Below are 20457 nucleotides of genomic sequence, written 5' to 3'. Positions count from 1 at the left end.
CGGATATCACCGTTCGGTTCGGGGGAGCGGTCGATGCCATACAAATATGGGCACTATTTCGTGGGCGTGGTCCTGCTCGTCGTGCTGGGCGGGTTCTGGGCGAGCTATTTCACCCTGATCGGCCATGTGGCCCTGGCCTTCCATGTTCATGCCCTCACAGCCACCAGCTGGCTGGTGCTGCTGATCGCCCAGAGCGTCGCCATCCATCATCGGCAGGCGGCCCTCCACCGGACCGTGGGCAAGGCGAGCTTCGTCATGTTCCCGCTGCTGATCGCCGGCTTCGTGATGATCATCAATGTCTCGGCGGCCCGGTATGCGGCGCAGGAGGGCCCGTTCATCGGTCTGCTTGGACCCTCGTTCGGAATCGGCATGGCGGTCGCGATCGCCGCCTATCTGACCTTGTTCTACCTGGCCCTGCGCAACCGGCGGAACGTCAGGCTTCACGCCGGCTATATGCTGGCGACGCCGCTGATCCTGTTCGAGTCGCCGTTCAGCCGGCTGATGGGCGCGGCCTTCCCGTGGATGAATGTCATCGGCAGCGAGGGCCCGCGCGAGGTTCTCGACACGATCGTCATCAGCGACGGTCTGGTCGCCGTATTCGCGATGGGGCTGTATTTCATGAACCGCAGGAACGGCGCGTCCTGGCTGGTCGTGACGTTCTTCGTGGTGTTGCAGGCGGTGGTGATGTGGTTCGCACCGAACATGCCAGTGCTGGGCGGCGTCTTCTCCGCCTACAGCCAGTTGCCTCCGGCCTTGACCGTCTCGCTCGGCCTGCTCGCCGGCGCACTGGCGGGCTATCTGGGCTGGACCGGCGGCGGCGCGCCGAAGCGTCTCAAGGCGGCGCACGCACCAGCCTGACGAGAGACGGCCCCGCCGCTCAGGCAGGGCCGTCCCGGAGGCCGCGTCAGTGCATCTGGTGCTTGAGGCGGCTGATGGTGTCGTGGTCGGCCTTGACCTCGGCATAGGCGGTGGTGACGACCTGACGCGCGGGGTCGGGCAGGTCCGCGTCGCGGGACGCCTCTTCGAACTTGGCCTTGATGAAGTCCTCGCCGCGCTCGACCTCATCGATGACGCCCTTGTCGTCGCGGCCCATCAGGTCGCCACGCATCTGGGCGAACTTGTTGTGGATGCGGCCCAGGAGCGACTGGTCGTCCTCCGGTTCGCCTCCGAAGGTGCGGACCTCCTGCTGGAGACGGCGGCACAGTTCCTCGCGCTTGCCGGCATTTTGCGAGAACAGCGTCTTGAACTCCGGGTTGTCGGCGCCTTCGGCGGCGTTGCGATAGCCGTGAGCGCTGTCCATCGTGGTTTCGATCAGGCTGTTCAGGACCTTCACGGCGCGATCATCGTGCGTGTTCATTCAGGCTCTCCGTTGTCGTTGGGCTGCCTTAAGCGGGATGGAGCCTTCGCCGTTCCGGAGAGTGGGCTCACAATCGCGGGATGAGGCCGTGCGTGGAAGCACGACGCCTTTCAAGGATCCGAGGGTGGCGTTCGACGCCGTTCGCCCTCAGGCTCCTTTCACTGCGGCTGCTGGAGAACGGAATGGGACGGCTGATCGAGGAACTGGACTATCGCCCGACCGCGATGGGGCCGCTGGTGCTGAGGCGGCGCTGGGTGGCGGCCATTGATGCGGATGTCGTCGAGGTGATCCTCGGCGAGGAGCATCTGATGTCGAGCCTGTTCACGGTCGGCGAGACGGAGCTGGCGGTTCGGGGGCTGGCCGCCGCGACGGGCGAAGGATTGCGCGTGCTCGTGGGGGGACTGGGGCTGGGCTATACGGCGCGCGAGGCGCTGGCCGATCCGCGGGTGGCGTCGGTGGAGGTCGTCGACGCCTTGGCGCCGGTGATCGAATGGCATCAGGCGGGGCTGGTGCCGATCGGCGACAGCCTCGGGAAGGAGGTGCGTTGCCGGCTGACGCTGGGCGACTTCTTCGGCTGGTTCGCTGCGCCGCGGGTGGCGGAGGAACGGTACGACGTCGTGCTGCTCGACATCGATCACTCGCCGCGCGCCCTGCTGCATCCTGACCATGCGCGGTTCTATTCGGTGGAAGGGCTGACGCGGGTAAGGGAGGCGCTCAGCGAGAGGGGTGTGTTCGCCATGTGGTCGGACGAGGGGCCGGACGATGATTTCCTCGCCGTGCTGGCGGCGGTGTTCCCGGCGGTGCGGGCGGAGGTGGTGGCGTTCGACAATCCGCTGACCGGCGGCGCCTCGACCTGCAGCGTCTATGTGGCCGGCCCGGCCGGGTGAGCCCCTGCGGCGACGCTTTCAGCAACTGCTCACATTTCGCTCATGCCGTTCACCGGCGGCCGCGGCACGGTCGCCGGGTCGATGACGACGTGGAGGACGAGATGAACGTGACGAACCAAGATCTGGACCAGCTGTGGAAGGTCCTGCGGATGATGGGCTGGGGCGCGGTCGCCCTGATCATGCTGGCGCCCGTCGTGGCCATGCGGTTCACCGAGGAGGTGAACTGGACGACGACCGACTTCGTCTTCGCGGGGGTGCTGCTGATCGGCGGAGGGGCGCTGATCGAACTGGTGGCGTGGCGGGTGCGCAATCCGGTGATCCGCATCGGCTTCGCCCTGTTCGTAATCGCGATCGTCGGCCTGATCTGGGTCGAGGCCGCGGTCGGCATCTTCCACTAGCATCGGGGAGAGTTCGGATGAGTGGAGACATGGTCATGGCCAACAGGACGGCGCGGGACGCGAAGCTGACCCGGATGCTGCGGATGGTGGTGTGGGGCGGGGCGGTCGTCGCCTGGCTGATCCCGCTGGCGGCGACGCTGTTCGCGGGTCTGCCGTGGACGCCGTTCGACTTCATCGCCTGGGGCGTGATGCTGGGGGTCGCGGCGGGGCTGGCGGAGCTGGGGCTGAGACTGTCGGGACAGCTGGCCTATCGGGCCGGAGTGATCGTGGCGGTGGGGACCAGCTTCCTGATCACCTGGTCGAATCTGGCGGTCGGCATCATCGGCAACGAGAACAACCCGCTGAACCAGATCTTCTTCGCCGTCATCGCCATTGCGATCGTAGGCGCCTGCGTGGCGCGGTTCAGGGCGAAGGGGATGGCGCTGGCGATGGTGGTGACGGCGGCGGCGCAGTTCGGGACGGGGTTCGTGGCGCTGGCCTATGAGCACATCGTCTTCGCCATCGTCGGCGTGTTCTCGCTGGGATGGCTGCTGGCGGCGTGGCTGTTCCGGGAGGCGGCGCGGGGGGAGGCGCGGGTGCAGGCCGCGTCAGCGCTCGTCGAGTAACCGGCGACCCGCTTCGGTCCACGAGCCGCACCGAACGCCGTCGTAGTCCACCAGACCTTCACGCTTGAGAACCGTCAGCGCGTCCTGTCTTGGGCTCATGCTGAGCGTGTCCAGTTCCTCGCCCGTGGAGAGGTACTGCTCGACCATCCACGCCAGAGCCCTGAGGGCCTCGTGGTCTGGCCCACTCACAGGTTCAACAACGCCGGGTCGCCGCCCTGGGCGGAGATGTTGTTGCTGATGGCTTTTTCGGCGGCGTAGCGGATCAGGCTGTAGGGGCCGCCGGCTTTCGGGCCGGTGCCGGACAGGCCTTCGCCGCCGAACGGCTGGACGCCAACGACGGCGCCGATGATCGAGCGGTTGATGTAGACATTGCCGGCGGGGACCAGACGCGCGACCTCGTCGGCGAAGGCCTCGATCCGGCTGTGCACGCCGAGGGTCAGGCCGTAGCCGCGCTCGGCCAGTTTGGAAGCCGTCTGCTTCAGCTTCGACGGCTCGTAGCGGCAGACGTGCAGGATGGGGCCGAACACCTCGCGCTCCAGATAGTCGGGGGTCGGGATCTCGGCGATGGTCGGGGCGAACAGATGGCCCTTGTCGGCGCCGGCGGGCAGTTCGGCGCGGGCGACGATCTTCGCGTCCTTGCCGAGCCGTTCGAGGTGGGCGTCGAGCATCCCCTTGGCGTCGGCGTCGATGACCGGGCCGATGTCGGTGGCGGGGTCGGACGGATCGCCCACCACCTGAGCGGCGAGCGCGCCCTTGAGGCCCTCGATCAGGGCGTCGGCGGCGTCGTGCGGGACATAGAGCAGGCGCAGGGCCGAGCAGCGCTGACCCGACGAGCCGAAGGCCGACAGGATGACGTCGTCGATGACCTGTTCCTTCAGCGCCGTGGTGTCGACGAACATGCCGTTGAGGCCGCCGGTCTCGGCGATGAAGGGGATGATCGGGCCCGGCCGGTTGGCCAGCGAGCGGTTGATCAGGGTGGCGGTGTCGGTGCCGCCGGTGAAGGCGACGCCGTCGATGCCCGGGTGGCTGACCAGCTTGGCGCCGACGGTCTCGCCGCGGCCGGGGACGAGGGCCAGCAGGTCGGGGTTGAGGCCGGCCTTGTAGTAGAGGCGCACGGCCTCGGCGGCGACCAGCGGGGTCTGTTCGGCGGGCTTGGCGAGGACGGCGTTGCCGGCAGCCAGGGCGGCGGCGATCTGGCCGGTGAAGATGGCCAGAGGGAAGTTCCACGGGCTGATGCAGGCGAAGACGCCGCGGCCGTGCAGGACCAGCTGGTTGATCTCGCCGACGGGGCCCTTGAGCTCCTGCGGACCGCCGAAGTCGCGCTCGGCCAGCATGGCGTAGTAGCGGCAGAAGTCGGCGGCTTCGCGCACCTCGGCCACGCCGTCGTTGAGGGTCTTGCCGGCCTCGCGGCTGAGCAGGGCGACGAGGCGATCCATGTCGGCCTCGAGCGCATCGCCCATGGCGCGCAGGGTCGGGGCGCGGCCGGCGCCGCCGATGCGGTCCCACTTCACCTGGGCGCGGACGGCGAGGTCGACGGCGGCGTCGATGTCGGCCTCGGTCGCCTCCGAGACGTGGCCCAGCAGCTGGGTCGTGTCGAACGGATTTAGCACCGGCTGGGAGTTGGTCCCGGCCTTGAGCTTGCCGCCGAGGATGGGGCCGGAGGTCAGCTTTTCGCTGTCGACCTTTTCGAGGGCGAGGACGTGGCGCTCGCGGTCGGCGGCCTGGGAGTAGTCGCGGCCCAGCGAATTCTGGCGGTCCATGTACATGTCCTTCGGGGTCGGGATCTTGGGGTGGCGGTCGGGATGGGCTTCGACGGTCGTGATCGGGTCGGCGGCGACGGCGGAGGCGGGCACCCGCTCGTCCAGCAGGGCATGGACGAAGGAGGAGTTGGCGCCGTTCTCGAGCAGGCGGCGCACCAGATAGGGCAGCAGGTCCTCATGCCCGCCGACGGGGGCGTAGGCGCGGACGGTGACGGGGCCGAAGGCGTCGCGGGCGGCGTCGTAGAGGGCTTCGCCCATGCCGTGCAGGCGCTGGAACTCGATCTTCACATTACGCTCGGAGGCCATCTTGTAGACGGCGGCCAGCGAGTGGGCGTTGTGGGTGGCGAACTGGCTGTAGATGTGCGGCGCGGCCTCGATCATCAGCCGGGCGCAGACGAGGTAATTGAGGTCGGTGGCGGCCTTGGTGGTGAAGACCGGATAGTCGGTGCGGCCGAACTGCTGGGCGCGCTTGATCTCGGTGTCCCAATAGGCGCCCTTGACCAGACGCACCATCAGGCGGCGGCCGCTGGACTTCGACAGCTCGGCGACGCGGCGGATCACCTCGGGGCAGCGCTTCTGATAAGCCTGGACGGCGAGGCCGAGGCCGGTCCAGCCGCCGAGGTCGGGCTCGTGCGCCAGCCGGTCGAGCAGTTTCAGCGACAGGGCCAGGCGGTCGGCCTCCTCCGCGTCCATGGTGAAGTTGATGTCGTATTTGGCCGCGATGCGCGCGAGGCGCACGATGCGGGGATAGAGCTCGTCCCAGACGCGGGCCTCGTGCGTGGCTTCGTAGCGGGGCGACAGGGCGGAGAGTTTGACGGAGACGCCGTGGCCGACCTCGGGCCCTTGCCCTTTCGAGGTCCTGCCGACGGCCTCGATGGCGTCGGCGTAGATCTTCTCGTAGCGCTCGGCGTCGTGGGCGGTGCGGGCGCCCTCGCCCAGCATGTCGAACGAGCAGAGCCAGCCTTCGCGGTTGGAGCGCTTCAGCGCCGCCTCGATCGTGCGGCCGACCACGAACTGCTCGCCCATGATGCGAACGGCGGCGGCGACGGCCTCGCGGATGACCGGCTCGCCGAGGCGGCCGACGATGCGGCGCAGGAAGCCGGGGAGGTCGGTCTTGGCCTCCTCGTCGACGTCGACCAGCTTGCCGGTGAGCATCAGCCCCCAGGTCGAGGCGTTGACGAACAGGCTGTCGGACTGGCCGAGGTGCGACGACCAGTCCGCCGAGCCGATCTTCTCGGCGATCAGGCGGTCGCGGGTGTCCTCGTCGGGCGTGCGCAGCAGGGCTTCAGCGAGGCACATGAGGGCCAGACCCTCGCGGGTGCCGAGCGAGAATTCTTGCAGGAAGCTTTCGACCACGCCCTGTTTCTTGACGCTGGCGCGGGCGCGTTCGACGAGGTCGACGGCGCCGTTCAGGACCGCGCCGCGCTCCGCGGCGTCGAGCGGGACGCGGGCCAGCAGGCCCCGTACCGTGGCGGTCTCGTCCGCGAACTTGCCCTGATCCAGCGCATCCCAGTCCTGCGACAGGGAAAGGGGCGGAGAAACGTGTGCGTCCATGGCGCGCGTCCTAGACCCTTTTGCGCGGAAACGGGAGAGGCTGCGGCGTCTCGCCAACGCTCTCGCAAACCGCTAGATCGGTTCCCCGACCAACGGCGGAGCCTTTCGGCCCACATGCGCATCGTTCTGGCCACCGACGCCTGGGAGCCCCAGGTCAACGGAGTCGTCCGCACCCTGACCCGGACCATCGCGGAATGCCGCGCCATGGGTCACGAGGTGGAGGTGATCGAGCCGAGCCAGTTCAAGACCATCGCCGCCCCGACCTATCCGGAAATCCGGCTGGCGCTGGGCGCCGAGGAGGAGATCCGGGAGCGGCTGCGCGCCTATGAGCCGGAGGCGGTGCACATCGCCACGGAAGGGCCCATCGGCATCGCCACGCGCCGGATCTGCGTGGAATGGAAGCTGCCCTTCACGACCAGCTATCACACGAAATTCCCCGAATACATCTCGGCCCGGTTCCCCGTGCCGGTGCAGGTCGGCTACGCCTATATGAAGTGGTTCCACCGACCGTCGGGACGGCTGATGGTGGCGACGCCGACCCTGCGCGACGAGCTGCTGGAGCGGGGCTTCCGCAATGTGTCGCCGTGGTCGCGGGGCGTGGACACCGAGCAGTTCAATCCGGACCTGAAGCCGATCTACGACGAACTGGGTGGCGCGGACTGGCCGCGGCCGTTCTTCCTCAATGTCGGACGCGTGGCGGTCGAGAAGAACATCGAGGCCTTCCTCGAAACCGACCTGCCGGGCACGAAGATCGTGGTCGGCGACGGGCCGGCGCGGGCGGAACTGCAGGCCAAGTATCCGGAGGCGAAATTCCTTGGTGCGCGCTTCGGCGAGGAGCTGGCGCGCTGCTTCCGCGACGCCGACGTCTTCGTCTTCCCGAGCTGGACCGACACCTTCGGACTGGTGATCCTCGAGGCCATGGCCACGGGTACGCCGGTGGCGGCCTATCCGGCGCACGGGCCGATCGACATCATCCCGGGATCGAACGCCGGGGCCATCGACAAGGACCTGCGGACGGCGTGCCTCGAGGCGCTGAAATGCGACCGGGCGGCGGTGCGGAGCTATGCCGAGAAATTCAGCTGGCGGGCGTCGGCGGAACAGTTCGTGGAGAACCTGCAGCCCTATCCGGAGCCGGAGCGCGGGCGCTTCTGGCGCCGGCTGCGGCGGATCGCGCGGCTGCGGAAGAAGGCGGCGGCTTAAGGTTCGCCTCCCCATCGCCCTTGAGAGCCGATGGGGAGGTGATCACTTCCTACTTCGCGGGGGCCGTCATCACCGTCAGGTTGGTGGCGATGGCGCGCTGGGCGGCGAGCTGGTCGGCGGGGAGCGGCACCAGGCCGCGGTCCTGCAGGTAGCCGCCGCGGCCGGCCGAGGCGTCCGACATGAACTCCAGCACGAACTCGCGCAGGCCCGGGGTCGTCTCGATGTGCTGCTTCTTGACGTAGATGTAGAGGCTGCGGGCCAGCGGATAGGAGCCGTCGGCGATGGTGTCGGCCGAGGGGGCGATGCCGTCGATGGTCTCGGCCTTCACCGTGTCCATGTTCTGTTCGAGGAACGAGAAGCCGAACACGCCCAGCGAGCCGGGGGTGCGGGTCAGGGTCTGGACGATGGCGTTATCGTTCTCGCCCGAGTCGATCCAGGCATTGTCTTCACGCAGGGTGTGGGCGAGGGCCTCGAAGCGATCCTTGTCGCTGATCGAGGCAAGGGTCGGGATCAGCTTGGCGCCGGGCGCCATGCCCAGTTCGAGGAAGGCGTCGCGGGTGCCCGAGGTGGGCGGCGGGCCATAGACCTGGATGCGCTGGGCCGGCAGGCCGGGATTGACCTGGTTCCAGGTGGTGGCCGGGTTGGCGACGAAGGCGCCGTTCGCGCCGGGGACTTCCTTCGCCAGACCGAGGTAGAGATCCTGCAGACGCAGGTTGAAGGCCTGGCCGTTGCGGGCCGTGGCCACGACGATGCCGTCGAAGCCGATCTTGAGCTCGACGATGTCGGTCACGCCGTTCTTCTGGCAGAGCTCGAACTCGGACTTCTTCATCGGCCGCGAGGCGTTGGCGATGTCCGCCGTGCCGGCGCCGACGCCTTCGCAGAATTTCTGGATGCCGGCGCCGGTGCCCAGCGATTCCACCCGCGGCGTCGCGCCATTCCAGCTGCGATCGAAATTCTCGACCACCCGGCTGGCGAAGGGGAAGACCGTCGAGGAGCCGACGGCGAGGATGCCCGCGCCCGAGGCGGACGGCGCGCCGGCCTTCTGGTTATCGCCACAGGCGGCGAGCCCGACGAGGGCGAGGGCCGAGACGGCGGCGAGCAGGGTGCGGGTCATGGATCAAGCTCCGACGACGGATGATGTCGGGGCTGCTTGGACCACAGGTTTGTGACGGACGGCCGGATGGAATGGTGACGGTTCGGCGACGGCTCAGCCGGCGGGCGCGGCCGCCGGAGCGGCCTAGGTCGGAGACGTCAGGGCGGGGGCGGCGCCGCGGGCCGGGACGCGCCAATCGTCGACGACGTAGCCCTCTTCAGACAGGCAGGCTGTCATGGCGGTCTGGATCTCCCGCTCCTTGTTGGCGCGCTGGATGCGGGAGACGCCGTAGAACGCCAGGGGTGCGAACACGACCAGACCCAGCGCGAGCCCCGCTCCGCCCGCGGCGCCGGCCAGCATGCCGGCGCCGGACGCGGCCGAGGCGCCGGTGACCACGCCGGCCGTCGCGCCGATCGCCATACCGCCGACCGCCGATCCGCCGCGCCCGTCGCGGAAACTTTCGCGCCGACCGGCCGCGACCTCGGCGCTGCAGACCTGAAAGGCGATTTCGAAGGCGGCCGGATCGGCCGGGGCCTGGTTCATGAATGGCGTGAAGCCGCGGGGCGTGGACGCGCAGCCCGCCATAGCCAGAATCACGACCAGTCCGATCAGTCTCGCAGGCGTGTTCATGGCGTTGGCCTCCCCGACGGGAAGCTTACGCCTCCCGTGGGGAAAGTCGAACGTCGTTAGATATGGATGGCGTGGCCAAGGGCCCGGAGGCTCGCCTCGTGGAAGGCTTCGCCGAGCGTCGGGTGGACGTGGATGACGCCGGCGACGTCTTCCAGCACCGCGCCCATCTCCAGCATCTGGGCGAAGCTGTTGGACATTTCCGAGACGTGCTGGCCGACGGCCTGGACACCCAGGAGACGGTGGTCGGTCTTCGAGGCCAGTACACGGACGAAGCCGCCGTCCTCGCTCGCCTCAATAGCCAGGGCCCGGCCGATGGCGGCCAGCGGGAAGACGGCGGTGATGACGTCGTCGCGGCCCTCGACGTCCTGCGGGCCGAGGCCGGCGGAGACGATCTCGGGCTCGGTGAAGCAGACGGCGGCGATGGTCACCGGGTCGAAGCGACGGTCATGGCCGGCAATGATCTCGGCGACGACCTCGCCCTGCGCGCTGCCCTTGTGGGCCAGCATGGGCTCGCCGGTCAGGTCTCCGACGGCCCAGACGTTGCGCATGGAGGTGGCGCAGCGGTCGTCGATCTTGACGAACGGCCCGGCCATGGCGACCCCCATGTTCTCCAGACCCCAGCCCTTGGTGCGGGGGCGGCGGCCGACGGTGACGAGCACCTTGTCGGCCTTGAGCTGGATCTCGGGGCCTTCCTTGGTCGTAACGTTGAGCCGGCCCTTTTCGAACGATCCGGCTTTCGCGCCGAGATGCAGTTCGACGCCGTGCTTCTCCAGCCATTTGGCGACCGGATCGGTCAGAGCCTTGTCGTAGAGCGGCAGCAGGCGGTCGGCCATTTCGACGATGGCCACCTCGGCGCCCAGCTTGCGGAAGGCGATGCCGAGCTCAAGGCCGATATAGCCGCCGCCGACCACGACCAGCTTGCCCGGGACCTTGTCCAGCGACAGGGCCTCGGTCGAGGAGATGACGTCACCGCCGAAGGGCAGGAACGGCAGTTCGACCGGCTCCGAGCCCGTGGCGAGGATGACGTGTTCGGCGCTGATGACGATGTCGCCTTCGGCGGTCTTCACGGTGCAGGTCTTGGCGTCGGAGAAGTTCGCCCAGCCCTTGATGACCTTGACCTTCGACTTCTTCAGCAGGGCCGCGACGCCGTTGTTCAGCTTGCGGACGATGCCGTCCTTCCAGGCGACGGTCTGCTGCAGATCGATGGCGGGTTTCGCGGCGGTGATGCCGAGGGTGCCGCCGTCCGCGGCCTTGGCCACGGTCTCGAACTTGCCGGCCGCGTGGATGATGGCCTTGGACGGGATGCAGCCGACGTTGAGGCAGGTGCCGCCGAGGCCGTCGCCGCCGTCGACCAGCACGGTGTCGAGGCCCAGCTGGCCGCAACGGATGCCGGCGACATAGCCGCCGGTGCCGGCGCCGATGATCAGGACTTTGGTGGTGAGGGTCTGGGTCATTGTTTATTCCGTGGCCGAGCGACCATCGTCGATCAGTCGTTCTTGACGGGCGCGCGCGAGCGCCAGCACACGCTCACCGTCAGCCGTATCCAGCGCGGCGATCTGCGCGATGTAGGTGGATCGGGCGTCGCTAACGACAATCACCGATTCACCGTTCCAGAGCTGTCGATCCCAGTCTGCGTAATACGTTGGAATAAATCCGCAGGAGGTCCAGGTTCGGGTCAAGGAACGCACCTCCGCGGGAGGGAGGGCTCCAATGATCGCCTCTTCCGGCTGAAGAACGAAAATCCGCCGATCGTCCTCAGAAGCGACCAGCGTTGCCAAGTAGATTTCCTGAGCGGCGTCGTTTCGTTCGACATCTTTTTCCGCCACGGCGGCGCGCATCCCGGCGTCACCGGGGCTGCCCACGCAGGCCAGAGCAGGTTCGGCGACGACCGACAGCGTGGCGACTCCAATCAGCCAATCGAGCCGCATCGCTCTCACCCCATCCACAGCGTCGCAGGGTGCTCCAGCAGGCCCTTGATGCGCTGGACGAAGACGGCGGCGTCGTGGCCGTCGACGATGCGGTGATCGAAGCTGGAGGACAGGTTCATCATCTTGCGCACGACCATCTGGCCGTCCTTCACCACGACCCGCTCAATGATCTTGTTGGGGCCGACAATGGCGACCTCAGGGTGGTTGATGATCGGGGTGTGGACCACGCCGCCGAGCGTGCCCAGCGAGGTGATGGTGATGGTCGAGCCGGAGAGCTCCTCGCGGCTGGCCTTGCCGGACTTGGCGGCGGCCGAGACGCGGGCGATCTCGAGAGCCGTGTCGTAGGGATCGCGCGCCTCGGCGTGACGGACGACGGGGACCATCAGGCCGTTGGGCGTCTGGGCGGCGATGCCGAGGTGGACCGGGGCATGCTGGGTCAGAACGCCGGCCTCGTCGTAGTGGGCGTTGATCTGGGGCTGGTCGCGCAGGGCCACCACGATCGCGCGGGCGATGAAGGGCAGGACGTTGAGCTTGGGCTTGTCGCTGCCCTTGTTGGCGGCGTTGAGGTGGGCCCGGAGCTCTTCCAGCGCGGTGACGTCGATCTCCTCGACGTAGGTGATGTGCGGGATGCGGCGGACGCTCTCGGCCATCTTCTCCGCGATCTTGCGGCGCAGGCCGATGATGCGGACCTCGGTGGTTCCTTCGGCCTGGGCGTAGGTGGAGCCGGTCGATGATCCGGAGACGGACGATCCGCGGCCGCCGCTGGCGACATAGGCGTCCAGATCGGAATGCTCGATGCGGCCGGCCGGGCCGGAGCCGGGGACGAACTGGAGCTCGACGCCGAGGTCACGGGCGCGGTTGCGCACGGCGGGGGAGGCGAGGGGACGCTGGCCGGCGGCGCGGGTGGTGAAGGCCTCCGCCTGCGGTTTGGCGACGGTCTTCGCCGGAGCGGGTGCGGGACCCTTGGCGACCGGAGCAGGCACAGCCTCGGCCTTCGGGGCGGTGGCCGCAGCCACGGGAGCCGGAGCCGCCGCCTGATTGCCCTTTCCCTCGACCTGGAAGCTGACGAGAGGCCCGCCGACGGCGATCTGCTGACCCGCGTCGCCGTGCAGGGCGACGACGGTTCCGGCGACGGGGGAGGTCAGTTCGACGGTGGCCTTGTCGGTCATGACGTCGGCGATGATCTGGTCTTCGGAGACCGTGTCGCCGACCTTGACGTGCCAGCCGACGAGCTCGGCCTCGGCGGTGCCTTCGCCGACGTCCGGGAGCTTGAAGACGTAGTTGGCGCCGGACGCCGCCGGTGCGGCGGCGGGCTCGGGCTCCGACGAGGTGTTCGGCGCTTCCAGAGCGGGCGCGGCGGGCGCGATTGGCTCAGGCTTCGGCGTGGGCGCGGCTTCGGCGGAGGCATTGCCCGCCCCCTCGACCTCGAACTCGATCAGGGGCGAGCCGACGGCCAGTTGCTGGCCGGGTTCGCCGTGGGCGGCGATGACCTTGCCGGCGACGGGCGAGGTCAATTCGACGGTGGCCTTGTCGGTCATGACGTCGGCGATGATCTGGTCCTCGGCGACCGTGTCGCCGACCTTGACGTGCCAGCCGACCAGTTCGGCCTCGGCGGTGCCTTCACCCACGTCGGGCAGTTTGAAGACGAAGCGACCCATCTCAACGGCCTCCCGACATGACGGATTTCAGGGCCGTGGCGACCCGTTCCGGACCGGGGAAATATTCCCACTCGAAGGCGTGCGGATAGGGGGTGTCCCAGCCGGCGACGCGGGCGATGGGCGCCTCGAGGTGGTAGAAGCAGCGCTCCTGAACCAGGGCCGAGAGCTCGGCCCCGAAGCCGGAGGTTTTCGGGGCCTCGTGGACGATGACGCAGCGGCCGGTCTTCTTCACCGAGGCCTCTACGGTTTCGATGTCCAGCGGCACGAGAGTACGCAGGTCGATGACCTCGGCGTCGACGCCGGCGTGCTCGGCGCCCGCCAGCGAGACCCAGACCATGGTGCCGTAGCAAAGGATGGTGACGTCGCTGCCTTCGCGCATGACGCGGGCCTTGCCGATGGGCTCGACGTATTTGCCGGTCGGGACCTGCGCCAGTTCCTGCGCCTTCCACGGCGAGACCGGCTTCTGGTGCCAGCCGTCGAAGGGGCCGTTGTAGAGGCGTTTGGGCTCGAAGAAGATGACCGGGTCGTCGTCCTCGATGGCCGCGGTCAGCAGGCCCTTGGCGTCGTAAGGGTTGGACGGGATGACGACCTTCAGGCCGGCGATGTGTGTGAACAGGCTTTCAGGCGACTGGCTGTGCGTCTGGCCGCCGAAGATGCCGCCGCCGTAGGGCGAGCGGACCGTGATCGGGCTGGTGAACTGGCCGGCGGAGCGGTAGCGCAGCTTGGCCGCCTCGGAGACGATCTGGTCGTAGGCGGGGTAGATGTAGTCGGCGAACTGGATCTCGACGACGGGGCGCAGGCCGTAGGCGCCCATGCCGATGGCGGCGGCGACGATGCCGCATTCGCTGATCGGGGCGTCGAAGCTGCGGGTCAGGCCGTGCTTCTGCTGCAACTGGTCGGTGACGCGGAACACGCCGCCGAAATAGCCCGCGTCCTCGCCGAAGCTGAGGACATTGGGGTCCTCGGCCATCTTGACGTGCAGGGCCGAGTTCAGCGCCTGGATCATGTTCATCGGCATGACGGCGGCGGTATCAGGCGCGACCGACTTCGGCGCGTGGTTCTGGTCGGCCATGTCGGATTCGAGGCCGTCGCGGCGGTCGGCTTCGGTGAAGGTGGTTTGCTCGGCCATGATCAGACTCCGACCTCGCGGCGCTGTTCGGTGATGCGCCAGTCCTCGGTCGCATAGACCTCTTCGAACATGGTCTTCACGGAGGGGCGCGACTGACCGATCGTGCCGATGGCCTCGGACTCCTTGCCGGCGGCGCGGACCTGTTCGACGGCGTCGGCCTCGGCGGCGGTCTGCTGTTCATCGGACCATTCGCCCAGCGCGATCAGGTGCTGCTTCAGGCGCTCGATCGGGTCGCCGAGCGGCCATTTCTCGTGCTCGTCGCCGGGGCGGTAGCGGCTCGGGTCGTCCGAGGTCGAGTGCGGCGCGCCGCGGTAGGTGAACAGCTCGATGACCGTCGCGCCCTGATTGGTGCGGGCGCGCTCCTCGGCCCACTGGGTCGCGGCCCAGACGGCGAGGAAGTCGTTGCCGTCGACGCGCAGGGCCGGGAGGCCGTAGCCGATGGCCTTGGAGGCGAAGGTGGTCTCCAGCCCGCCGGCGATGCCCATGAAGGACGAGATGGCCCACTGGTTGTTGACGACGTTGAGGATCACCGGCGCGCGATAGACGGCGGCGAAGGTCAGGGCGTTGTGGAAGTCGCCTTCCGCCGTCGCGCCGTCGCCGATCCAGCTGATGGCGATCTTGTCGTCGCCCTTGTAGGCGCTGGCCATGGCCCAGCCGACCGCTTGCGGCACCTGCGTGCCGAGGTTGCCGCTGATCGTGAAGAAGCCATAGTCCTTGGCCGAATACATGATCGGCAGCTGGCGGCCTTTGATCGGGTCCGAGGCGTTGGAATAGATCTGGTTCATCATGGTCGCGAGCGGATAGCCGCGCGCGATCAGAAGGCCCTGCTGGCGATAGGTCGGGAAGCCCATGTCCTCACGCGACAGGATCATGCCCTGGGCGACGGCGATGGCCTCTTCCCCGGTGCACTTCATATAGAAGCTGGTCTTCCCCTGACGGTGGGCGCGGTGCATCCGGTCGTCGAAGGCGCGGGTCAGGATCATCGCCTTCAGACCCTTGCGCAGGGTCTCGGCGTCCAGCCTCGGGTTCCACGGGCCGACGGCCTGTCCCTGATCGTCCAGCACCCGCACCAGCCGGAAGGCATGGTCCCGCATTTCGTAAGGGGTCGCGGAGACCGCGGGCCGGTCGACGGCGCCGGGCGCGTCGAACTGGAGATGGCTGAAGTCCGGCTTGTCGCCCGGGCGGCCCGAGGGCTCCGGCACGCGCAGCGACAAGGGTTGGCTGTTTGGCTTTTTCATTCCGTCCTGCCGTCCGGTTGATCCGACCGTGTTTCCTCCGGCGCCCTGTAGCATGGTCCGCAAGCCAAGGCTCGCTCGATTTTGACCTTGCATATGCCGGTTCACGGGTATTTTATTGCGTCATAACAAGATCAGGAGAAACGCCTTGGCTGACGATCTGGATCCCGTCGACGCCCGCATTCTGGACATCCTGCAACAGGACGCCGGCTTGTCGGTCGCCGAGGTGGCCGATCGGGTGGGCCTGTCGGCGTCGCCCTGCTGGCGCAGGATCAAGAGACTGGAGGATACGGGCTTCATCCGCAAGCGGGTGACCCTGCTGGATGCAACCCGTCTGGGCCTGGACTTCGAGGTCTACGCCATCGTGAAGCTGAACCTGCCCTCGACCGAAAACCTCGACCGCTTCGAGGCCGCCGTGGGCGACTGGCCCGAGGTCGTGCAGTGCGCCACCATCACAGGCCGCGAGGATTATGTGCTGCGGATCATTACCTCCGACATGCACGCCTTCGACCGGTTCTTGCGCGAGAAGCTGCTGAGCCTCGGCATCGTCTCGGACTGCGAAAGCCATATCGTCACCCGCGGCGTAAAGAACGTCACGACCCTGCCGCTGGGTCTTGTCACCCCGCACGTGGGCTGACCGCACATTACCGATCCTTGACTTGGCCGTTGCGGCCGGCGGGCGGATAGTCGCGGCGAACCTTGGGGGGATCGCCATGCGCATCATCGCGGCCATTGTCGCTGCCGGCCTGCTTGCCGGAGCCGCTCCCTCCATCGCCCAGGAGGCTGCCGAAACGGACGTCGCCGCCTTCTACCGGCTGCGGGCCGAGGGCGTCGCGGCGGCCAATGCCGAGGATCTCGCCACGGCGACGGCAAGGCTGGCCGAGGCGGACCGGCGCATCCCCAACCATCCCGGCCTGATGCTGATGCGGGCGCGGCTGGCGGCGGGAGCCGGACAGCCGGCCGAGGCCATGGCGCTGGCGCAACGGTATGCCGATGCCGGGCTGTCGATGAACCTCGGCGGCGATCCGGCGCTGGCTGCGCTGGAGGATCAGCCGGGCTTCGAGGCCCTCGCCGCCCGGATCGAGGCCAATCGCGCGCCCGTGGGCGCGGACCGGCTGACGCCGCTGTTCGCGGTCGGCGGCGCGAACCTGATCGAATCCGTCGCGCCCGACCGGGAGCGGAGACGCTGGCTGGCTTCAGAGGTCGCGAACCGCACGATCGTCGCGATCGACGAGGACGGCGGCATCACCCCGTTCCTGCTCGCCCCGCCCGAAACGGGCGGCGTGCTCGGGATGGCTGTCGATGAAGCCCGAGGCGTCCTGTGGGCCGCGATCGCGCCCGTGCCGCCCGCGAGCCACGGGATCGGCGACGCGTCCCTGCCGGGAAGCGCCCTTGTCCGGGTCGGCCTTGAGAGCGGCCGCATAGAGGCGTGGTTCGATCCGCCTGCCGGCCGCGAGGGCCGATCGTTCGGCGACGTCGTGCTGGCGGCGGACGGCGACGTCTATGTCAGCGACTCCGCCGCGGGCGAAGTGCTGGTGGTGCGACCGGACGGGCAGGCCATGGATGTCCTGCTTCCAGCGGGCGCGTTGCGGTCACCGCAGGGTATGGTCGTGACGCCCGATGGCGCAGCCCTGATCGTGGCGGACTATTCGTCGGGCCTGTGGCGGGTGGACCGGACGAGCGGTGCGGCCACCCGCCTTGCCGCGCCCGCAAAAGCCGTGCTGATCGGCGTCGACGGCCTGATCAGCGACGGCCGCGCGCTGTACGGCCTGCAGAACGGCACGTCGCCGCAGCGGGTGCTGAAGCTGACGCCCGACGCCGGCTGGACGCGGATTGAGGCGATCGAGGTGCTGGCCGCCAACCTGCCGCAGCTCGACGAACCGACGACGGGTCTGGTCCACGAGGGCGAACTGGTGTTCGTATCGCGCTCGCAGTGGAGCGATTTCGACGGGGAGGGTGCGCCGACAACGGCGGAGCCCGCGCCGGCCCTGATCTCTCGCCTGCGGATCGACTGACGGGGATTGGACTATGATCGAAATGGTGATCGACGCCCGCCGCAAGGACCTGGGCGGGTTCGAGGTCGGGCGGGTGCTTCCGTTCCATGCCCGGCGCATGGTCGGGCCCTTCATCTTCCTCGACCAGATGGGTCCGGCCGAGTTCGCGCCCGGCTCGGACGCCATCAATGTGCGGCCGCACCCGCACATCGGCCTGTCGACCCTGAGCTATCTGTTCGAGGGCGAGATCATGCACCGGGACAACACCGGCGCGACCCAGGCCATCCGTCCCGGCGAGGTCAACTGGATGACCGCCGGCAAGGGCGTGGTCCATTCGGAGCGGACCGATCCGCTGAAGAAAAGCCAAGGCGGGCCCATGCACGGCATGCAGGCGTGGATCGCCCTGCCGACCGAGGCCGAAGATGTCGATCCGTCGTTCCACCATCACGGCGAAGCCGATCAGCCGGCCTATGAGAACGGCGGCCTGTTCGCCCGGCTGGTGGCGGGCGAAGCCTATGGCGCGCGGGCCGGCGTGCCGACCTCGTCGCCGCTGTTCTATGTGCACTGGGAACTGGCCGAGGGGGTGCGCACGACGCCGCCGGCGGGCAGGGGCGTGGCGGGCGGCTATTCCGAACGGGCCCTCTATGTGGCCAAGGGCGAGATCGAGGTCGGCGACCGCAGCTTCCACGAAGGCCAGATGATCGTGCTGGAGCCGAACGCCGAGCCGACCATCCGCGCCGTGCGGCCGTCGTCGGTGATGGTGCTGGGCGGCGAGCCGGTGGGCCCGCGCCTGATCTGGTGGAATTTCGTCTCGTCCTCGCAGGCGAAGATCGACGCCGCCAAGGCGGACTGGCAGGCCGGGCGCATGACCTTGCCGGCAGAGGACGACGTCGAGTTCATTCCGCTGCCGGACGTGCCTTCGACCCCGGAGCCGGCGCCGGACACGCTCAAACCGGATCAGACCGACCCGGTCTAAAGGTCGTCAGCTGGCTTCGCGGTCGGCGCGGCCGGCGGCCGTCTTGAAAAGAACCCGGCCGCCCCGATCTAGGCGACATGACCGCATTCTCCGTTCTCGACCTGTCGCCGATCGTGGAGGGCGGGGACGCCCGGCGCGCCCTGCTGGAAACCACCGAGCTGGCGAAGGCGGCCGAGCGGCTCGGCTACGGCCGTTTCTGGCTGGCGGAGCACCACAACATGCCGGGGATCGCCAGCGCCGCGACGGCTGTGGCCCTGGCCCATGTCGCCGCCTCGACCGAGACGATCCGGGTCGGCTCCGGCGGGGTCATGCTGCCCAACCATGCGCCGCTGGTCGTGGCCGAGCAGTTCGGCACGCTCGAGGCCCTGCATCCGGGCCGGATCGATCTGGGGCTGGGCCGGGCGCCCGGCACGGACGGCGAGACGGCGCGGGCGCTGCGGCGTTATTTCGAGGCGGCGGACCAGTTCCCGCGGGACGTGATGGAACTACAGGCCTTCCTCGCCCCCGCGGTCGAGGGGCAGCGCGTCGCGGCGTATCCGGGACAGGGGTCCAACGTGCCGATCTGGCTGCTGGGCTCCAGCCTGTTCAGCGCCGAACTGGCCGCTCATCTGGGCCTGCCCTTCGCCTTCGCCAGCCATTTCGCTCCCGAGCTGCTGCTGCCGGCGCTGCAGACGTACCGGGCCGGGTTCCGGCCTTCGAAACAATTGGCCGAGCCCTATGCGATGGCGGCGTTCAATGTGTTCGCCGCCGACACGGACGAGGAAGCGGCGCGGCTGTCGACGTCCATGCAGCAGGCCTTCGCCGCCGTGGTGACCGGCAAACCGGGCCGGCTGAAGCCGCCGGTCGACGACATCCACGCCGTGCTCGACGCGCGGCAGATCGCAGCGGTCGAGAGCCGTCTGACCTACGCCGCCATTGGTGAGCGGGAGACGGTGCGCGCGAAACTGGAGGCGTTCATCGCCCTGACCGGTGTGAACGAGGTGATGGTCACCGGCATGATCCACGATCTGGACGCCCGGGTGCACAGTCTCGAGATCACCGCCGGGGCGGCGGTGGGGCTCTAGCGCGCGACCTGCTGGAGGAAGCGGAGCAGCAGAGCGTTCACCTCTTCCGGCCGTTCCTGCTGGATCCAGTGGCCGGCGCCGGGGATGACGTGTTGCATCCGCAGGTCGATCAGCCAGTCCTTCAGGCCAGCCTCCGCCGTGCCGGCATAGTGGCGGACCGGGTCGCGCTCGCCGACCACGAAGGCGGCGGGGACGCGAATGCGGGCATCCTGCAGGAAGGCGGTGGCGGCCCAGTTTGCGTCCAGGCTGCGGTACCAGTCGATCGGCCCCTTGAAGCCTCCCGCGGTGAAGGCGGCGACGTATTCGGCGAAATGCGGCGCGCTCATCCACGGCGGCAGGGGAGCGTCGTCGGGAATGGTGGACAGCAGGCTGCGGCCCTCGGGGAAGAAGCCGGTCGACTGGAGGCCGTCGGGCGTGGCTCCGTCATAGGCGAAGAAGGCCTTGCGCAGCGCGGCGGCGGGGTCGGCGTCGAAGTCCAGATGGGCGGCCGGCTCCTGGAACTGGCTGATGTAGAGCTGGCCGAGCCCGGCGCGTTTGGTGATCGCGGCCATGGCGGCGGTGGGCGGTCCCTTGGGCCGGCGCGGCTGGAAGGGAACGGACAGGCAGAAGACCGCGCGGAACACGTCCGGCCGTAGAAGGGCGCAATGCCACGCGACGGATGCGCCGAAGTCGTGGCCGACGAGGGTGCAGGTCGTCTCGCCCAGCGCACGGACCAGATCGACGAGGTCGCCGACGAGGTCGAGCACGCCGTAGGCGGCGGTGTCCGTTGGCTTGTCCGTGCCGCCGTAGCCACGCATGTCGGGGGCGACCGCGTGGAAGCCGGCGGCGGCGAGCGCCTCGACCTGCGCCCGCCAGCTGATCCCGAGTTCCGGGAAGCCGTGGACCAGCAGGACGAGCGGGCCTGAGCCGGCCTCAAGAATCTGCTGCTTCAGGCGGTCGGTCTGGATGTGGCGGGTCTGCATGACGCTACCCGATCACCGGGGGCCGGG

General features: G+C 68.7%; 20 protein-coding genes. 9 read left to right on the top strand and 11 right to left on the bottom strand.

What is annotated here, in order from left to right; translation table 11 throughout:
* Window positions 1-33: 33 nt before the first annotated feature.
* Complete coding sequence (locus GGQ87_RS03405) at window positions 34-858, top strand: hypothetical protein (RefSeq protein WP_168045293.1); 825 nt, start codon at window positions 34-36, stop codon at window positions 856-858.
* Between the two features lie 46 nt (window positions 859-904).
* Here GGQ87_RS03405 and GGQ87_RS03400 read toward each other — a convergent pair whose 3' ends face one another.
* Window positions 905-1357, bottom strand: a complete 453-nt coding sequence (locus GGQ87_RS03400) for a PA2169 family four-helix-bundle protein (RefSeq protein ID WP_168045292.1) — start codon at window positions 1355-1357, stop codon at window positions 905-907.
* 182 nt (window positions 1358-1539) lie between these two features.
* On the opposite strand from GGQ87_RS03400, the gene GGQ87_RS03395 reads away from it, so the two are divergent.
* From GGQ87_RS03395 to GGQ87_RS03385, 3 genes are all read left to right on the top strand, one after another.
* A complete protein-coding gene (locus GGQ87_RS03395) occupies window positions 1540-2244 on the top strand; it encodes a polyamine aminopropyltransferase (protein ID WP_168045291.1) in 705 nt (234 codons plus the stop codon).
* A gap of 107 nt (window positions 2245-2351) precedes the next feature.
* Window positions 2352-2642, top strand: a complete 291-nt coding sequence (locus GGQ87_RS03390) for a hypothetical protein (protein WP_342448290.1) — start codon at window positions 2352-2354, stop codon at window positions 2640-2642.
* A 35-nt stretch (window positions 2643-2677) separates the two neighbouring features.
* Window positions 2678-3247, top strand: coding sequence for a hypothetical protein (locus tag GGQ87_RS03385; protein WP_168045290.1), 570 nt, complete (start codon window positions 2678-2680; stop codon window positions 3245-3247).
* On the opposite strand, the gene GGQ87_RS03380 is transcribed toward GGQ87_RS03385, so the two are convergent.
* A complete protein-coding gene (locus GGQ87_RS03380) occupies window positions 3230-3436 on the bottom strand; it encodes a hypothetical protein (RefSeq protein WP_168044688.1) in 207 nt (68 codons plus the stop codon). The two genes, GGQ87_RS03385 and GGQ87_RS03380, sit on opposite strands and share 18 nt — an antisense overlap.
* Window positions 3433-6561: a bifunctional proline dehydrogenase/L-glutamate gamma-semialdehyde dehydrogenase PutA gene (gene putA / locus GGQ87_RS03375; RefSeq protein ID WP_168045289.1), complete on the bottom strand. Its 3129-nt coding sequence runs from the start codon at window positions 6559-6561 to the stop codon at window positions 3433-3435. The genes GGQ87_RS03380 and putA overlap by 4 nt, the downstream gene beginning before the upstream one ends.
* A gap of 114 nt (window positions 6562-6675) precedes the next feature.
* Here putA and GGQ87_RS03370 point away from each other — a divergent pair, with 114 nt between their 5' ends.
* On the top strand, window positions 6676-7761 hold the full coding sequence (locus tag GGQ87_RS03370; RefSeq protein ID WP_168045288.1) for a glycosyltransferase family 4 protein: 1086 nt from the start codon (window positions 6676-6678) through the stop codon (window positions 7759-7761).
* A gap of 49 nt (window positions 7762-7810) precedes the next feature.
* Here GGQ87_RS03370 and GGQ87_RS03365 read toward each other — a convergent pair whose 3' ends face one another.
* The 7 genes from GGQ87_RS03365 to GGQ87_RS03335 all read right to left on the bottom strand — a co-directional run bounded on the left by GGQ87_RS03365 (window position 7811) and on the right by GGQ87_RS03335 (window position 15437).
* Window positions 7811-8875: a substrate-binding domain-containing protein gene (locus tag GGQ87_RS03365; RefSeq protein ID WP_168045287.1), complete on the bottom strand. Its 1065-nt coding sequence runs from the start codon at window positions 8873-8875 to the stop codon at window positions 7811-7813.
* A 123-nt stretch (window positions 8876-8998) separates the two neighbouring features.
* Complete coding sequence (locus tag GGQ87_RS03360) at window positions 8999-9484, bottom strand: hypothetical protein (protein ID WP_168045286.1); 486 nt, start codon at window positions 9482-9484, stop codon at window positions 8999-9001.
* A 56-nt stretch (window positions 9485-9540) separates the two neighbouring features.
* Window positions 9541-10938: a dihydrolipoyl dehydrogenase gene (lpdA, locus tag GGQ87_RS03355; RefSeq protein WP_168045285.1), complete on the bottom strand. Its 1398-nt coding sequence runs from the start codon at window positions 10936-10938 to the stop codon at window positions 9541-9543.
* 3 nt (window positions 10939-10941) lie between these two features.
* A complete protein-coding gene (locus GGQ87_RS03350; RefSeq protein ID WP_168045284.1) occupies window positions 10942-11412 on the bottom strand; it encodes a hypothetical protein in 471 nt (156 codons plus the stop codon).
* Between the two features lie 5 nt (window positions 11413-11417).
* Window positions 11418-13070: a 2-oxo acid dehydrogenase subunit E2 gene (locus GGQ87_RS03345; RefSeq protein ID WP_168045283.1), complete on the bottom strand. Its 1653-nt coding sequence runs from the start codon at window positions 13068-13070 to the stop codon at window positions 11418-11420.
* Between the two features lies 1 nt (window position 13071).
* Window positions 13072-14199, bottom strand: coding sequence for an alpha-ketoacid dehydrogenase subunit beta (locus GGQ87_RS03340; RefSeq protein WP_209282386.1), 1128 nt, complete (start codon window positions 14197-14199; stop codon window positions 13072-13074).
* Window positions 14200-14201: 2 nt separating this feature from the next.
* Window positions 14202-15437 (bottom strand): thiamine pyrophosphate-dependent enzyme, encoded by a 1236-nt coding sequence (locus GGQ87_RS03335; RefSeq protein WP_168045282.1) that lies wholly within the window; start codon window positions 15435-15437, stop codon window positions 14202-14204.
* 145 nt (window positions 15438-15582) lie between these two features.
* Between GGQ87_RS03335 and GGQ87_RS03330 the strand changes: the two genes are divergently transcribed.
* From GGQ87_RS03330 to GGQ87_RS03315, 4 genes are all read left to right on the top strand, one after another.
* Entirely contained in the window at window positions 15583-16071 is a 489-nt protein-coding gene (locus tag GGQ87_RS03330) for an Lrp/AsnC family transcriptional regulator (protein ID WP_168045281.1), read from the top strand.
* Window positions 16072-16147: 76 nt separating this feature from the next.
* Window positions 16148-17449 (top strand): SMP-30/gluconolactonase/LRE family protein, encoded by a 1302-nt coding sequence (locus GGQ87_RS03325; protein ID WP_168045280.1) that lies wholly within the window; start codon window positions 16148-16150, stop codon window positions 17447-17449.
* A gap of 13 nt (window positions 17450-17462) precedes the next feature.
* Window positions 17463-18404: a pirin family protein gene (locus tag GGQ87_RS03320; RefSeq protein ID WP_168045279.1), complete on the top strand. Its 942-nt coding sequence runs from the start codon at window positions 17463-17465 to the stop codon at window positions 18402-18404.
* 77 nt (window positions 18405-18481) lie between these two features.
* A complete protein-coding gene (locus GGQ87_RS03315) occupies window positions 18482-19468 on the top strand; it encodes an LLM class flavin-dependent oxidoreductase (protein ID WP_168045278.1) in 987 nt (328 codons plus the stop codon).
* Here GGQ87_RS03315 and GGQ87_RS03310 read toward each other — a convergent pair.
* On the bottom strand, window positions 19465-20430 hold the full coding sequence (locus GGQ87_RS03310) for an alpha/beta fold hydrolase (RefSeq protein ID WP_168045277.1): 966 nt from the start codon (window positions 20428-20430) through the stop codon (window positions 19465-19467). The genes GGQ87_RS03315 and GGQ87_RS03310 overlap by 4 nt on opposite strands.
* Window positions 20431-20457: the final 27 nt, after the last annotated feature.

This window comes from Brevundimonas alba, from assembly GCF_011927945.1.
Classification (GTDB): domain Bacteria; phylum Pseudomonadota; class Alphaproteobacteria; order Caulobacterales; family Caulobacteraceae; genus Brevundimonas; species Brevundimonas alba.
Note: the sequence above shows the minus strand (reverse complement) of the source record. Positions and strands in the feature narration are given on the sequence as shown.

Bases quoted from the DNA above. Each gene is read 5' to 3' on its own strand.
- GGQ87_RS03405 (WP_168045293.1), top strand. From the start codon at position 34: ATGCCATACAAATATGGGCACTATTTCGTGGGCGTGGTCCTGCTCGTC.
- GGQ87_RS03400 (WP_168045292.1), bottom strand. From the start codon at position 1,357: ATGAACACGCACGATGATCGCGCCGTGAAGGTCCTGAACAGCCTGATC.
- GGQ87_RS03395 (WP_168045291.1), top strand. From the start codon at position 1,540: ATGGGACGGCTGATCGAGGAACTGGACTATCGCCCGACCGCGATGGGG.
- GGQ87_RS03385 (WP_168045290.1), top strand. From the start codon at position 2,678: ATGGCCAACAGGACGGCGCGGGACGCGAAGCTGACCCGGATGCTGCGG.
- putA (WP_168045289.1), bottom strand. From the start codon at position 6,561: ATGGACGCACACGTTTCTCCGCCCCTTTCCCTGTCGCAGGACTGGGAT.
- GGQ87_RS03370 (WP_168045288.1), top strand. From the start codon at position 6,676: ATGCGCATCGTTCTGGCCACCGACGCCTGGGAGCCCCAGGTCAACGGA.
- GGQ87_RS03365 (WP_168045287.1), bottom strand. From the start codon at position 8,875: ATGACCCGCACCCTGCTCGCCGCCGTCTCGGCCCTCGCCCTCGTCGGG.
- GGQ87_RS03360 (WP_168045286.1), bottom strand. From the start codon at position 9,484: ATGAACACGCCTGCGAGACTGATCGGACTGGTCGTGATTCTGGCTATG.
- lpdA (WP_168045285.1), bottom strand. From the start codon at position 10,938: ATGACCCAGACCCTCACCACCAAAGTCCTGATCATCGGCGCCGGCACC.
- GGQ87_RS03350 (WP_168045284.1), bottom strand. From the start codon at position 11,412: ATGCGGCTCGATTGGCTGATTGGAGTCGCCACGCTGTCGGTCGTCGCC.
- GGQ87_RS03345 (WP_168045283.1), bottom strand. From the start codon at position 13,070: ATGGGTCGCTTCGTCTTCAAACTGCCCGACGTGGGTGAAGGCACCGCC.
- GGQ87_RS03340 (WP_209282386.1), bottom strand. From the start codon at position 14,199: ATGGCCGAGCAAACCACCTTCACCGAAGCCGACCGCCGCGACGGCCTC.
- GGQ87_RS03335 (WP_168045282.1), bottom strand. From the start codon at position 15,437: ATGAAAAAGCCAAACAGCCAACCCTTGTCGCTGCGCGTGCCGGAGCCC.
- GGQ87_RS03325 (WP_168045280.1), top strand. From the start codon at position 16,148: ATGCGCATCATCGCGGCCATTGTCGCTGCCGGCCTGCTTGCCGGAGCC.
- GGQ87_RS03320 (WP_168045279.1), top strand. From the start codon at position 17,463: ATGATCGAAATGGTGATCGACGCCCGCCGCAAGGACCTGGGCGGGTTC.
- GGQ87_RS03315 (WP_168045278.1), top strand. From the start codon at position 18,482: ATGACCGCATTCTCCGTTCTCGACCTGTCGCCGATCGTGGAGGGCGGG.
- GGQ87_RS03310 (WP_168045277.1), bottom strand. From the start codon at position 20,430: ATGCAGACCCGCCACATCCAGACCGACCGCCTGAAGCAGCAGATTCTT.